Source organism: Phyllobacterium sp. P30BS-XVII, from assembly GCF_014138335.1.
Lineage (GTDB): Bacteria > Pseudomonadota > Alphaproteobacteria > Rhizobiales > Rhizobiaceae > Phyllobacterium > Phyllobacterium meliloti.
This window is the reverse complement of record NZ_JACGXO010000001.1, coordinates 508,375-521,890: the sequence shown is the minus strand read 5'-3', so window position 1 is coordinate 521,890 and position 13,516 is coordinate 508,375. Positions and strand designations below refer to the sequence as shown.

The 13,516-nt window shown below is 56.0% G+C and carries 12 protein-coding genes; 2 read left to right on the top strand and 10 right to left on the bottom strand.

Translation table 11 applies throughout. The annotated features are described in order from the left end of the window. Positions 1–3 precede the first annotated feature (3 nt). From FHW17_RS02530 to FHW17_RS02495, 8 genes are all read right to left on the bottom strand, one after another. Positions 4–990 (bottom strand): ABC transporter substrate-binding protein, encoded by a 987-nt coding sequence (locus FHW17_RS02530; RefSeq protein ID WP_112522665.1) that lies wholly within the window; start codon positions 988–990, stop codon positions 4–6. A 26-nt stretch (positions 991–1,016) separates the two neighbouring features. Next, positions 1,017–2,123 (bottom strand): ABC transporter permease, encoded by a 1,107-nt coding sequence (locus FHW17_RS02525; RefSeq protein ID WP_182509152.1) that lies wholly within the window; start codon positions 2,121–2,123, stop codon positions 1,017–1,019. Continuing rightward, positions 2,120–2,995, bottom strand: a complete 876-nt coding sequence (locus tag FHW17_RS02520; protein ID WP_112522664.1) for an ABC transporter permease subunit — start codon at positions 2,993–2,995, stop codon at positions 2,120–2,122. Before FHW17_RS02520 ends, FHW17_RS02525 begins: the two co-directional genes overlap by 4 nt. Further along, complete coding sequence (locus tag FHW17_RS02515; protein WP_246706718.1) at positions 2,992–3,456, bottom strand: GNAT family N-acetyltransferase; 465 nt, start codon at positions 3,454–3,456, stop codon at positions 2,992–2,994. Before FHW17_RS02515 ends, FHW17_RS02520 begins: the two co-directional genes overlap by 4 nt. 191 nt (positions 3,457–3,647) lie before the next feature. After that, complete coding sequence (locus tag FHW17_RS02510; protein WP_182509151.1) at positions 3,648–4,445, bottom strand: ABC transporter ATP-binding protein; 798 nt, start codon at positions 4,443–4,445, stop codon at positions 3,648–3,650. Between the two features lie 19 nt (positions 4,446–4,464). Continuing rightward, positions 4,465–5,919 carry a dihydropyrimidinase gene (hydA, locus tag FHW17_RS02505; protein WP_182509150.1) on the bottom strand — a complete coding sequence of 485 codons (1,455 nt, stop codon included), beginning with the start codon at positions 5,917–5,919 and terminating at the stop codon, positions 4,465–4,467. Positions 5,920–5,980: 61 nt separating this feature from the next. Then, complete coding sequence (locus tag FHW17_RS02500; RefSeq protein WP_182509149.1) at positions 5,981–7,228, bottom strand: Zn-dependent hydrolase; 1,248 nt, start codon at positions 7,226–7,228, stop codon at positions 5,981–5,983. 15 nt (positions 7,229–7,243) lie between these two features. Further along, the gene (locus tag FHW17_RS02495) at positions 7,244–8,575 is read right to left on the bottom strand and encodes an aspartate aminotransferase family protein (RefSeq protein ID WP_112522660.1); all 1,332 of its coding nucleotides are present in this window, start codon (positions 8,573–8,575) and stop codon (positions 7,244–7,246) included. Positions 8,576–8,785: 210 nt separating this feature from the next. Between FHW17_RS02495 and rutR the strand changes: the two genes are divergently transcribed. Both rutR and FHW17_RS02485 read left to right on the top strand, forming a co-directional pair. Continuing rightward, positions 8,786–9,439 carry an HTH-type transcriptional regulator RutR gene (rutR, locus tag FHW17_RS02490; protein WP_182509148.1) on the top strand — a complete coding sequence of 218 codons (654 nt, stop codon included), beginning with the start codon at positions 8,786–8,788 and terminating at the stop codon, positions 9,437–9,439. Between the two features lie 312 nt (positions 9,440–9,751). After that, positions 9,752–10,489 carry an acetoacetate decarboxylase gene (locus FHW17_RS02485; RefSeq protein WP_182509147.1) on the top strand — a complete coding sequence of 246 codons (738 nt, stop codon included), beginning with the start codon at positions 9,752–9,754 and terminating at the stop codon, positions 10,487–10,489. 181 nt (positions 10,490–10,670) lie between these two features. Here the strand turns inward: FHW17_RS02485 and preA are convergent, their stop codons facing one another. Next, on the bottom strand, positions 10,671–11,981 hold the full coding sequence (gene preA, locus FHW17_RS02480; protein ID WP_091880163.1) for an NAD-dependent dihydropyrimidine dehydrogenase subunit PreA: 1,311 nt from the start codon (positions 11,979–11,981) through the stop codon (positions 10,671–10,673). 13 nt (positions 11,982–11,994) lie between these two features. After that, positions 11,995–13,452 carry an NAD(P)-dependent oxidoreductase gene (locus FHW17_RS02475; RefSeq protein ID WP_182509146.1) on the bottom strand — a complete coding sequence of 486 codons (1,458 nt, stop codon included), beginning with the start codon at positions 13,450–13,452 and terminating at the stop codon, positions 11,995–11,997. Between the last annotated feature and the right edge of the window lie 64 nt (positions 13,453–13,516).

Sequence of the window (13,516 nt, the reverse complement as noted above, 5' to 3'; positions counted from 1 at the left end):
GCCTTACTTTGCGGCGTCGGTGACCTTTGTTGTCCATGCGCCTTCCGGCTTCTTGGTGATAACAGGGTCGGAACCACCACCGAGCAGCGTCTCGACGGTGCGCTCGGCTGCTGCCACATCGAGAACGCCGGTGGAGCCTTCCGTCAGCTTGTTGATCTCGGCCACCATGCGCTTCTGGTGCTTTTCGGTCTGCGCGCCACTCGCATCATTCTCAAGCACGATATTGGCGGCTTCATCCGGATGCTGGCGGGCATAGTCCCAGCCCTTCATCGAAGCTTTGACGAAGCGGGCAAGCTTCTCGACCATCTTCGGATCATCAAGGCTCTTCTGCAAGACGTAGAGCCCGTCTTCCAGCGTTGCGACCTTCTCGTCCTCATATTTGAAGGTGACGAGCTGATCAGCCGGAATGCCCGCATCAATCACCTGCCAATATTCATTGTAGGTCATGGTGGAAATGCAGTCGGCCTGTTTCTGGATCAGCGGATCGACGTTGAAGCCCTGTTTGAGAACCGTCACGCCATTTGGCCCGCCATCGGTCTTGAGACCAAGATGGTTCATCCACGACAGGAACGGATATTCATTGCCACCGAACCAGACGCCAAGGGTCTTGCCCTTGAAGTCCTCAGGCTTGGTAATGCCGGTTTCCTTGCGACAGGTCAGCATCATGCCGGACCGCTTGAACGGCTGGGCGATATTAACAAGGGGCAGGCCCTTCTCGCGGGTTGCCAGTGCCGAAGGCATCCAGTCAACAACCACATCGGCGCCGCCACCGGCGATCACCTGCGGCGGGGCAACATCAGGACCACCCGGCTTGATCTCGACATCAAGATCAGCTTCCTTGTAGAAGCCCTTGTCCTTGGCGACGTAATAGCCGGCAAACTGGCCTTGCGTGACCCATTTCAGCTGTAAGGTCAGCTTGTCGGCTGCAAGCGCAGAGCCCGCCATCAGCAGCGTTGCCAGACCCATCGACAGTGCAATCATCTTCTTCATGTTTCAGTTCTCCTCTTTTCTTGTTTTTAAGTTCTGTAGGAAGGATGCCAGAAAGTAACGGCCCGCTCGATAAGGGTAATAAGCCCGTAAGACAGGGAACCCGCAAGCGCTGCCACAAAAATTTCCGCCCAGACCATATCGACATTCATGCGTCCGACTTCTGCCGAGATGCGAAAGCCCATGCCGACAATGGGAGAGCCAAAGAATTCCGCAACGATGGCGCCGATCAATGCCAGTGTTGAATTGATCTTCAGGGCGTTGAAAATGAAGGGCATGGCGGCGGGCAGGCGGAGTTTGAGCAGCCTCTGCGCATAGCTTGAACCATAGGTCTGCATCAGGTCACGTTCCATCGCGCCGGATGCTGCAAGTCCGGCCACCGTGTTCACCAGCATCGGGAAGAAGGTCATGATGACGACGACGGCGGCCTTGGATTCCCAATAGGACCCGAACCACATCACCATGATTGGCGCTATGCCAACAACAGGAAGAGCAGCGACAAGATTGCCGATGGGCAGCAGGCCCTTGCGCAGGAATGGCACCCGGTCAACGAGGATAGCCGCAAGGAACCCGCTGCCGCATCCGATAGCATAACCGGCGATGGCAGCTTTCAGATAAGTCTGCTGGAAATCCGCCCAGAGTGTGGGTACAGAGTTCGAGATGCGCGCGGCGATCATGGATGGCGGCGGCAACAGGATGCTTGGTACGCCGAAACCCCTGACAATGATCTCCCAGAGGATCAGCAGCCACGCGCCGAAGAGAACGGGCAAGGCAAGATTGACAACGCGCTGTGCGTCTGGCCGGGCCAGTTTCAGGCCAGCGAGATTCTGCACGCTGAACCATGCCAACAGCCAGGCCGACGCCACCATGCACCAATAGCCAATCGAGGGACCTTCCGGTCCCATCGAGTGGAGCAGTTCGATAAGACAGAAGGGAACGATATGGACGAGCACAAGCAGCGCAATCAGCGATGAAGCCGACACGCTTGTGAAAAGCGCTACCGCCGCCGCGACAAACAGGATAACCGGTGTCGAATAGGCAAGCGTATCCTGAACATCGCCACCCGACGATATCAGCAATCCGCCAACGGCAAGCAGGAAAGCGGAAATGGCCAGCGGTGAACGGGAAATCCTCATGGACGTACTCCCATGCGCCGGTTGACGAGCGTGGCTACCAGCCCAATCAGGCTGACGAGAATGGCAGCCATCAGCGCTGCCGCAATCAGTGCGGCCCAGATCTGCACCGTCTGGCCGTAATAGGAACCAGCCAGCAGCCGAGCACCGATCCCTGCGACTGCTCCAGTCGGCAGTTCGCCGACGATGGCACCAACAAGGCTGATGGCCACGGCAATCTTCATCGAGGTAAAGAGATAGGGCATGGATGCGGGCCAGCGCAGTTTCCAGAACACCTGCGCTTTTGAAGCATTATAGGTGCGCATCAGGTCGAGATGCATGATCTCGGGCGAGCGTAAGCCTTTGACCATGCCCACTGCTACGGGAAAGAACGACAGGTATGTGGAGATCATCGCCTTGGGCAGAAGCCCGGTGATATTCACGGCATTCAGCACCACAATAATCATCGGCGCTATGGCAAGGATCGGTACTGTCTGCGATGTGATGATCCATGGCATCAGACTCTTGTCCAGCGTGCGCGAATGGACAATCGCAATGGCAAGCAGGATACCGAGCAGCGTTCCAAGCCCAAAACCCAGCAGGGTCGACGAGAGAGTTACGCCGACGTGGTAGACGAGGCTGCGTTTCGATGTCGGACTGATATCGAACACAGTCTTGCGGATTTCCTCGGCGACCTGATGTGGAGCAGGCAGGACCGGGCGCTCCTGCGCCATCGTATTGGCAATCAGCTGGCGGGTCGAAATCTCGGTATTGGCGCGGGCTGCCTGATCGCGCTCGAACGGCGCATTGAGAATGACCGCGAAGACATACCAGAGCACGAGAATGGCGATGAGCACCGTTCCGACAGGTATCACGCTGTTGCGGATAAAGTTCATGGATGCAGCCCTCCAACCGGGCGCTGCCATCGATAGAGAATATCCGGCAAATGCTCCTCATTGTCGCCATCGGTACGCCGGATCTCGCTAAATCCTTCCCTGAGATAGAAGGCTTGTGCGCCGCGATTTTCCACAAAGGTCCAGAGTTCTATCGGTCCGGTTGCTTCCTGTTTGGCGTGGTCAAGCAGCGCCTTGCCGATTCCTTTGCTGCGATGGTCCCGGTGAACGTAAAGCGCGTTGACGATATTGTCTGGTGAGAGGGCTACCATTCCGGCAATTGCACCATCATCGTCGGCGACAAATATTTCGTACTTTGCAAAAACAATATCCTGATAATATTCGGCGACGTCCTCTTCGGGATGCACCCGCGGCATCCATTCGGTTGTATCAATCCATGCATTGACGATTGCCGCACAGTCGGACATGTCACGCAATTTGGCGGCGCGGATCGTGGTCATCATCTGCCCCGGTTACTCATGATGTACCAGACCATGGCATTACCACAGTGCGTGGTTCGACAAGCTCACCATAAGGGCGCGTGTTGGCTGCAATGATAGTCGCCAACGTTGCAGACCTTGACTCCCTTTCATCACCCATCTCCCTCATCGTGAGCTTATCCAACCACGCACCACGATAATGCCAACTGCCCATGTCATTCTCCATCATAGGAATGGCCATGGCGCAGGCCTTCACGAACCCGGTGTGCAATCTCAAGAAACGCCGGTGTCTCGCGAATATCGAGCGTGCGTTCAGTGCCGAGATTGCAGTCGATAATCTCGTGAATTCGGCCCGGACGCGGGCTCATCACAACAATCTTCGTTGAGAGAAACACCGCTTCAGGAATGGAATGAGTGACGAAAATTACGGTCTTCTGTGTCTTGGCCCAGAGCTTTAACAACTGCTCATTGAGGTGATCGCGGACAATCTCATCAAGTGCGCCAAATGGTTCATCCATCAGCAGCATATCAGGATCGAAGGAAAGCGCCCTTGCGATGGAGGCACGCTGCTGCATGCCGCCTGATAGTTGCCACGGAAACTTCTTTTCAAAACCGGAGAGATTGACCAGTTCAAGGTTTTTGGCGATGCGGGCTGCCCGCTCGGCCTTGGGAACACCCATGACCTCCAGTGGCAGCGAAATATTGCCGCCAATAGTGCGCCATGGATAAAGCGCTGCAGCCTGAAATACATAACCATAAGCGCGTTTCTGACGTGCCTCGGAAGGCGTCATGCCATTGACGGAGATCGCACCCGAGGTTGGCTGCTCCAGATCGGCAATAACGCGCAAAAGGGTTGTCTTGCCGCAACCGGATGGTCCGATGAAGGAAACGAATTCGCCGCCATTCACTGCAAGATTGATGTTCGACAGGGCGTTAACAGGCCCGTCATTGGTCTGGAAGACCAACGACAGGTCTTTGACATCAATCACATTTTTGAGGGCTACTTGAGGCATTGCATTCATATCAACCCCATCAGACACCCGCCGGTATGTTCTTCGGATCACGCTCAACCTTACGCGGTGCCGTGAGTTCCTTCCAGGTGGAAAGTGCGCGATTGGCGGGCGCATTGGCCTCGCGTTCGACAAAACGTCCGCTGCCCGTGGGAGCGAGTACTTCGCCATCTTTATAGGCAATCTGACCGCGTGACAGGGTGATGCGTGGCAGGCCTGTTACCTCGATGCCTTCAAATACATTGTAGTCGATGGCGGATTTCTGCGTCTTGGCAGAAATGACCTTCGATGCCTCGGGGTCCCAGATGACGATATCAGCGTCCGAGCCCTGCAGGATTGCACCCTTGCGCGGGTAAATGTTGAGAATGCGGGCAATGTTTGTGGACGTGACAGCCACGAATTCGTTGGGCGTCAGGCGGCCGGTGCGAACGCCTTTTGTCCAAAGAACAGGCATGCGGTCTTCAAGGCCGCCTGTACCGTTCGGAATCTTGGTAAAATCGCCGACACCAAAGCGTTTCTGTTCTGTTGTGAAGGCACAGTGATCCGTTGCCACCACTTGCAGGCTGCCGGAGGCGAGACCGGCCCACAATCCGTCCTGATGGCTTTTATCGCGAAACGGCGGCGACATCACGCGCCGCGCCGCATAGTCCCAGTCCTTATTCTTGTACTCGCCTTCGTCAAGCGTCAGATGCTGCACCAGCGGTTCGCCATATACGCGCATGCCTTTCTGGCGTGCGCGGCGGATCGCTTCATGTGCCTGCTCGCAGGACACATGCACGATATAGAGCGGTACACCCGCCTGATCGGCAATCATGATGGCGCGGTTGGCGGCTTCGCCCTCGATCTCCGGCGGGCGGGAATAGCCATGAGCCTCCGGCCCATTATTGCCTTCGGACAGAAGCTTCTGCTGGAGATGGGCGACCACATCGCCATTTTCCGCATGAACCAGTGGCATGGCACCGATTTCGGCACAGCGCGTGAACGAGGCGAACATTTCGTCATCATCCACCATCAGCGCGCCCTTATAGGCCATGAAGTGCTTGAACGTATTGATGCCGCGCTCAACCACCTTTGGCATCTCGTCAAAAATCTGTTTGTTCCAGCCGGTGATGGCCATGTGGAAGGAATAGTCGGTGCGCGCCTTGCCCGCTTTCTGGAACCAGTCCTGCAAGGCTGCAAGCAAGCCGTCCGAACCGGGGAGAACGAAATCGACGACCATTGTCGTTCCGCCCGCCAGCGCCGCTGCGGTACCGGTATCGAAATCGTCGGAGGAATGCGTGCCCATGAAAGGCATTTCGAGATGGGTATGCGGATCAATACCACCCGGCATCAGATAGCAGCCCGTCGCATCAATAATCTCATCGCCGGAAAGATCAGAGCCGATCTGGGCGATGATATCGCCATCAATCAGCACATCCGCCCTGTAGGTGCGGTCGGCGGCAATGATTGTCCCGCCTTTGATCACTTTCGTAGCCATGTGTTCGTTCCCCTTATTGGTCTTTTGTCGAACATGTTGCTCTGTATGAACGGTTATCCGGTCAGGTTTCAATCACCGCCGTTTCCAGAACAGCATGCAGAAGGACATCCGCACCGGCGGCCGCCCATTCCTTGGAAATTTCTTCATCTTCATTATGGCTAAGTCCGCCAACGCAGGGGCACATGACCATCGCCGTCGGCGCAACCCGGTTGACCCAGCAGGCATCATGCCCGGCACCGGAAATGATGTTGCGATGGCTATAACCAAGACGCTCGGCTGCATTGCGCACAGCGGTCACACAGCCCTCGTCGAAGGTAACGGGATCAAAATGCCCAGCTTCTTCGATTTCAATTTCCAGCCCCAGCTCCCTGGCGATCTTCGGCGCCTTTTCCTCAAGCTCGGCCTTCATCGCGTTTAATGTCCCGATATCCGGCGAGCGAAAATCGACGGTGAAAACCACCTTGCCGGGAATGACATTGCGCGAATTGGGATAGACATCGCAATGGCCAATGGCACCGACAGCGCTTGGCTGATGGGCCATGGCGATGGTGTGGACGAGTTCGGTGATGCGCGCCATGCCGAGCCCGGCATTCCTGCGCATGGGCATGGGTGTTGAGCCCGTATGGCTGTCTTTGCCGGTCAACGTAATCTGTAGCCACCACAATCCCTGTCCATGGGTGACAACGCCAATATCCTTGCCTTCGATTTCGAGAATAGGGCCCTGCTCGATATGCAATTCGAACAATGCGTGCATCTTGCGCGTGCCGACATCTTCATCGCCCTTCCAGCCAATACGCTCCAGCTCGTCGCCGAATGTCTTGCCCTTGGCATCTTCGCGCGCATAGGCCCAGTCCTGAGTGTGGATACCGGCAAAGACACCAGATGCCAGCATGGCCGGAGCAAAGCGCGTGCCTTCCTCATTGGTCCAGTTGACCACGACGATGGGATGTTTGGTTTTGATATTGAGATCATTGAGGGTGCGGATCAGTTCCAGCCCCCCAAGCACACCGAGAACGCCGTCATATTTGCCGCCGGTCGGTTGAGTATCAAGATGGCTGCCGACATAAACGGGCAGGGCATCCGGGTCCGTACCCTCGCGATGGAAGAACATATTGCCCATGGTGTCGACGCCCATGGTCAGGCCAGCCTTTTCGCACCAGCTCTGGAACAGACGTCGGCCCTCGGCATCCTCATCGGTCAGAGTCTGGCGGTTGTTACCGCCGCGCAGACCCGGTCCGATCTTTGCCATTTCCATCAGGCTGTCCCAGAGACGGTCGCCGTTGATCCTCAGATTTCCAGTGAGCGCCATGTGAGAGCCTTTCGATTATGCGAGGTTCTTGAGGACATCGGCCAATGTATCGAAGAGATGTTCGATCTGGCCTTTGGTGATGATCAGCGGTGGCGACAGCGCAATGATATCGCCTGTTGTGCGGATAAGAACGCCCTTCTCATAGGCGTCGAGGAACGCCTGGAAGGCGCGTTTCGTCGGCGCACCGGGGATAGGTTCCAGTTCAATCGCGCCGATCAGACCAAGATTGCGGATATCGATGACGTGCGGCAGGCCTTTGAGGGCATGCAGTGCGTCAGCCCAGTAATCCGAAAGCTCGGCTGCGCGGGTGAGCAGACCCTCTTCCTCATAGGTGTCGAGTGTTGCCAGTGCCGCCGCACAGGCGACCGGGTGGCCGGAATAGGTATAGCCATGGAACAGCTCGATGGTGTTCTCAGGGGCAGTCATGAAGGCATCGTAGATTTGCTTGGAAGCAAAAACTGCGCCCATTGGAATCACGCCGCTGGTGATGCCTTTGGCTGTGGTGATGAGATCAGGAACCACGCCGAAATAGTCAACGGCAAAAGGCGTACCAAGACGGCCAAAACCCGTAATGACTTCATCAAAGATCAGCAGGATATCATTCTTGGTGCAGATATCGCGCAGGCGTTTCAGATAGCCTTTTGGCGGGATGAGAACGCCTGTCGATCCTGCGACCGGCTCAACAATAACGGCGGCAATGTTCGAGGCGTCATGCAGAGCGATGACCTTTTCCAGATCATCGGCAAATTCCGCGCCATATTCAGGTTCGCCGCGGGTAAAGGCATTGCGCGCCAGATCATGCGTGTGACGGATGTGATCGACCCCGCCAAGTGCATTGCCAAACGCCTTGCGGTTGCCGGAAATGCCGCCAACGGAAATGCCGCCGAAACCGACGCCATGATAGCCACGCTCGCGGCCGATCAGTTTGGTCTTGGTGCCATTGCCTTTGGCCCGGTGATAGGCAAGCGCGATCTTGAGCGCTGTATCGACCGATTCCGAACCCGAATTGGTGAAGAATACATGATCAATTGGCGAGGGCAGCATGGCGGCGAGACGTGCCGCCAGTTCGAAGACTTTGGGATGGCCCATCTGGAAGGCGGGCGCATAGTCGAGTTCGGCAACCTGCTTCTGCACAGCTTCGACGATCTTCGGGCGCGAGTGACCGGCATTGCAGCACCACAGGCCGGCGGTTCCATCAAGGATTTCGCGGCCATCGGCGGACTTGAAATGCATGTCCTTGGCACTGACCAGAAGACGCGGATTTTGCTTGAATTGCCTGTTTGCCGAAAACGGCATCCAGAACGCCTCGAGATTGTTGGTGCCCAATCCCAATGCCGATTTCGACATGTGACGTACGCCTCCTGATTTGCGGACATTGCCGCTTGTTTTGTGTTCCCGAATGATTGAACCTGTGGTGCAATCAAAAACTTGACTAGTTGGTCAAAATGCAGGCTAGAAGAGCATAGGAAGCCGGTCAAGCGCTTTATGGGAAATAAGGGTGGTTCCGGGATGCGACGAAAAAGCCGTCGTGTCCAGTACCAAGAAGGGGTGAGGAGCATGGCAAGGGCAACGAAGAAAAAGACCAGCGAAGTGCCGGAAAAGACAACGCGGATTCAGGAAATCAACCGCCGTCTCATCCTTGACGCTGCCCTTGATGTTTTTTCCACCTATGGTTTTCGCGGCACCACCATCGATCAGATCGCCGACAAGGCAGGCATGTCCAAGCCGAACCTGCTCTACTATTTTCCGCGCAAGCAGAATATCTATGTGACGCTGCTGGAGGAGACGCTGGAGGAATGGCTCGCACCGCTTGCAGAGATTGATCCCGAGGGCGATCCAATCGAGCAATTGCGCAAATACATCACGGTGAAAATCCGCATGTCGGAAAGCCATCCGGAGGCATCACGGCTTTTTGCCAATGAAGTGCTGCATGGCGCACCGGCTATCAGCGAATTCCTGACCAAGCATCTGAAGCCGCTGGTGGATGACAAGGCGGCAGTTATCCGCCGCTGGGTGGGCGAGGGCAAGCTTGCACCGGTTGATCCCTATCACCTTATTTTCATGATCTGGGCCACCACCCAGCACTATGCGGATTTCGACGTGCAGGTCCGTGCCATTATGGGCAATCAGGTTGGCCGTCCTGGTTTCCGCGAACAGACGGCGCAGGCGGTTTTGAGTATTATTTTGAATGGTATTCGCCCTAGGCTGTGATTGGTGATCTGCATATACGTGGTTCGTGGTTCGACAAGCTCACCATGAGGGAGAGTGTGGATGAAAGGGAGTCAAGTTCTACACGCTTCGCGCTGCAATCTTTGCGATTAGCGTTGCATCATCCCTCTCCCTCATGGTGAGCTTGTCGAACCACGAACCACGAACCACGTATATGCAGATCACCAATCAGGTGATCTCACGCGAAATTGACAAGCGTAGATTGTGCATTGCACTATTGTCACATCGCGCTGCAATATTCGTTGTCGCGCCTGTCTTGTCAGCAAGGCCGCCCCTGATATCCGGAGATAACCCGTGAAAATATCCGACGTTCGTTCCGCCTATGCCATGCCGCTTACCAACCCGTCCTATCCGCCGGGACCCTACCGTTTCATCAACCGTGAATATGTGGTCATCACCTATCGCACCGATCCGGAAGCACTGAGGGCTGTCGTGCCGGAACCGCTTGAGATCACGGAACCGGTCGTCAAATTCGAGTTCATCCGTATGCCCGACTCCACCGGTTTTGGTGACTATACGGAGTCTGGCCAGGTCATCCCGGTCCGCTTTAATGGCAAGGATGGTGTTTACGTTCATTCCATGTATCTCGATGATGACGCCCCGATTGCGGGTGGGCGTGAGATCTGGGGTTTCCCGAAGAAACTGGCCAGCCCGAAAATCACCCATGAGGGCGAAACCATCCTTGGTACCCTGCATTATGGCAGCGTCCTCTGTGCCACCGGCACCATGGGCTATAAGCACAAAGCTGCCGATCATGATGCCGTGCTGAAATCGCTCCTGCTGCCGAATTATCTCATCAAGATTATTCCGCATGTGGACGGCACGGCACGCATTTGCGAGCTGGTTCAGTATCACCTGCAGGATATTGATCTGAAGGGCGCATGGACCGCCCCTGCCGCGCTGGAACTTCATGCACATGTCATGGCTGACGTCTCACGTCTGCCGGTGCTGGAAGTTCTGTCAGCTTCGCATTTCATTGCCGATCTGACATTGGGACTTGGGGAAGTCGTCCACGATTACATGGTAGAGTAGCTATTCGTAGCTGTACAAGTTGCAGTCCCTTGGACAGGCTCAGGATGAGGGGTGCTTTATACTGTACCCCTTGCGATTAGCGTTGCATCCACACTTTCCCTCATGGTTGTTATGTCGAACCACGAAACATGAACCAGACACTTCACAAAAAACCCGCCTCGAAGGGCGGGTTTTAAGTTTGCTACTCTGCAGCAGCCTTGGCCATCGGATTGTTCGGGTGTGTCGTCCAGTTGGCGTAATCAGGCTGAATCGGTGTCTTGGTGCGTGGATCAACGCCCGACGTCATCGGCACCATGGTGATGCAGTTATCAACCGGGCAGACATTGACGCAGAGATTGCAGCCAACGCATTCCTCATCAATCACCTCGAAATGCCGCGCACCGTCAACCATCGCTGTGATGGCCTGATGCGATGTGTCTTCGCAGGCGATGTGACAACGACCGCATTTGATGCAGAGATCCTGATCGATCTGCGCCTTGGTGATGTAGTTGAGGTTGAGATATTGCCAGTCAGAAACATTCGGCACGGCCAGACCGCGAAAGTCTTCGATGGAGCTGAAACCACGTGAATCCATCCAATCGGACAATCCGTCGATCATCTCCTGCACGACCTTGAAGCCGTAGGTCATGGCGGCGGTGCAGACCTGCACATTGCCACAACCAAGCGCGATGAATTCAGCCGCATCGCGCCAAGTGGTGATACCGCCAATGCCCGAAATCGGCAGGCCACGGGTTTCCGCATCACGCGCAATTTCCGCCACCATGTTCAGCGCGATTGGCTTGACTGCCGGACCACAATAACCGCCATGTGAACCACGGCCATCAATCGATGGATTGGGCGCAAATGTATCAAGATCAACCGATACAATGGAATTGATGGTGTTGATCAGTGACACGGCGTCCGTACCACCGGCTTTTGCCGCCCGTGCGGGCTTGCGAATATCGGCGATATTCGGCGTCAGCTTGGTGATGACAGGCATGCGCGTATACTGTTTGCACCAGCGGACAACCATTTCGATATATTCAGGTACCTGACCGACAGCGGCACCCATGCCGCGCTCGGACATGCCGTGCGGGCAGCCGAAGTTAAGCTCGATACCGTCAGCACCGGTAGCCTCAACCAAGGGCAGAATGGCTTTCCAGGCGTTCTCCTCGCAGGGCACCATGATAGAGGCAATCAGCGCCCGGTCTGGCCACTTCTTCTTCACCTCGGTCATTTCCCGCAGGTTCACTTCCAGCGGGCGGTCGGTGATAAGCTCGATATTGTTCAGGCCAAGCAACCGCCGGTCAGGGCCGTGGATTGCGCCATAGCGTGGACCGTTGACGTTGACGACAGGTGGACCCTCTTCCCCCAATGTCTTCCAGACTACACCGCCCCAGCCCGCCTTGAAGGCGCGCTCGACATTGTAGGCCTTATCCGTTGGTGGTGCAGAAGCCAGCCAGAAGGGGTTAGGGGATTTGATGCCGAGGAAATTCGATGAAAGATCAGCCATGTCGATATCTCCTTCAACCAGCAATCTGGTGTGGATGGGTGGGATGCTCAGCTGCGGCTGACGTGCCATCCGGATTTTCGGCCATGACGGCTTCAACAAACCCGCTGACTTTCTCCGGCTGCTGCGTCAAGGCGCGATGGATCGATTCAGCGGCAAGCTTGCCATCCTGAACCGCTGCCACAGTCAAATCCTGACCACCGGCAATGCAGTCACCGCCCGCCCATATACCGGGAACTGATGTACGGCGATCATCATCGACGCTGATGCGTCCCTTCGCCAAAGCCAAGCCGGATTCAGCTAAAATGCTCTGCGCCGGTGTCTGGCCAATGGCCTTGAAAATCTGGTCACTGGCAAGCGTGATGCTCTCGCCTGTCCCGGCAAGCCTGCCATCGACCATGGCCGTATAGTCAAGCGTGATACCGCAGACTTCGCCTGCCGCGTTGCGGGTAAGCGCACGCGGCTGCAACCAATGACGGATGATGACACCGGTTTTCAGCGCCAGTTCCTGTTCATAGGGGCTGGCATTCATGCTTTCCGGCCCGCGCCGGTAGGCGATAATGACATTCTCCGCACCAAGCAGTTTGGTCTGGACTGCCACGTCGATGGCGGTCATGCCTCCACCAATGACGACAACATCGCGTCCGACGGATATTTGCGACAGGTCTTCGCTCTGGCGCAGTACGGAGATGTAATCAACCGCATCGATGCAGCCTGCGGCGTCTTCCCCTTCAAGGCCAAGTTCATTAACGCCCGGCAAGCCCATGCCAAGGAACACCGCATCAAAACCCGCTTTCAGCGCGTCGATGCTGATATCCCGGCCAAGCGCCTTGTCATTCTCGATGGTGATTCCGCCGATTTCCAGAATGAAATCGAGTTCCTGCTGGGCGAAATTATCGACGCTCTTATAGGCGGCGATACCATATTCATTGAGCCCGCCAGCCTTGGGCCGTGCCTCGAAGATCGTTACATTGTGCCCATGCTTGGCAAGGCGATGCGCAGCGGACAATCCGGCAGGACCGGCACCGACAACGGCAACGCTCTTGCCTGTTGGTTCAGCCCGTTTGAATGGGTGCTGGCCTTTTTCCATCAGATGATCGGTGGCATAGCGTTGCAGAAGCCCGATCTTGACCGGCTTGCCTTCGGCCGTTTCGCGCACGCAGGCCTGCTCGCACAGGGTTTCTGTCGGGCAGACACGGGCACACATGCCCCCCAGAATGTTTTCGGAAAGAATGGTCTTTGCCGAACCGGTGGGGTTGTCGGCGGCAATCTGGCGAATGAATAGCGGAATATCGATGCCCGTGGGACAGGCATTCATGCACGGCGCATCGTAGCAGAAGTAACAGCGGTCGGATTCGACAAAGGCCTCATGCCGTGTCAGAGCCGGGTGCAGATCGGAAAAAACATCGGTGTAGACCTCAGACTCAAGCCGTCCGGCCCTCACATCACGGATTCCAGAATCAATCGATCCCATGAAATCGCCTCTCCATTTCTGAAATTGCGGCGTCCCGTTCCCTTTGGAAACATCCGCAATTTGG

Excerpts from the sequence above, each read along its gene's own strand:
- rutR (WP_182509148.1), top strand. The coding sequence starts at position 8,786 with ATGGCAAGGGCAACGAAGAAAAAGACCAGCGAAGTGCCGGAAAAGACA.
- FHW17_RS02495 (WP_112522660.1), bottom strand. The coding sequence starts at position 8,575 with ATGTCGAAATCGGCATTGGGATTGGGCACCAACAATCTCGAGGCGTTC.
- FHW17_RS02530 (WP_112522665.1), bottom strand. The coding sequence starts at position 990 with ATGAAGAAGATGATTGCACTGTCGATGGGTCTGGCAACGCTGCTGATG.
- preA (WP_091880163.1), bottom strand. The coding sequence starts at position 11,981 with ATGGCTGATCTTTCATCGAATTTCCTCGGCATCAAATCCCCTAACCCC.
- FHW17_RS02510 (WP_182509151.1), bottom strand. The coding sequence starts at position 4,445 with ATGCCTCAAGTAGCCCTCAAAAATGTGATTGATGTCAAAGACCTGTCG.
- FHW17_RS02475 (WP_182509146.1), bottom strand. The coding sequence starts at position 13,452 with ATGGGATCGATTGATTCTGGAATCCGTGATGTGAGGGCCGGACGGCTT.
- FHW17_RS02525 (WP_182509152.1), bottom strand. The coding sequence starts at position 2,123 with ATGAGGATTTCCCGTTCACCGCTGGCCATTTCCGCTTTCCTGCTTGCC.
- hydA (WP_182509150.1), bottom strand. The coding sequence starts at position 5,919 with ATGGCTACGAAAGTGATCAAAGGCGGGACAATCATTGCCGCCGACCGC.
- FHW17_RS02520 (WP_112522664.1), bottom strand. The coding sequence starts at position 2,995 with ATGAACTTTATCCGCAACAGCGTGATACCTGTCGGAACGGTGCTCATC.
- FHW17_RS02515 (WP_246706718.1), bottom strand. The coding sequence starts at position 3,456 with ATGATGACCACGATCCGCGCCGCCAAATTGCGTGACATGTCCGACTGT.
- FHW17_RS02500 (WP_182509149.1), bottom strand. The coding sequence starts at position 7,228 with ATGGCGCTCACTGGAAATCTGAGGATCAACGGCGACCGTCTCTGGGAC.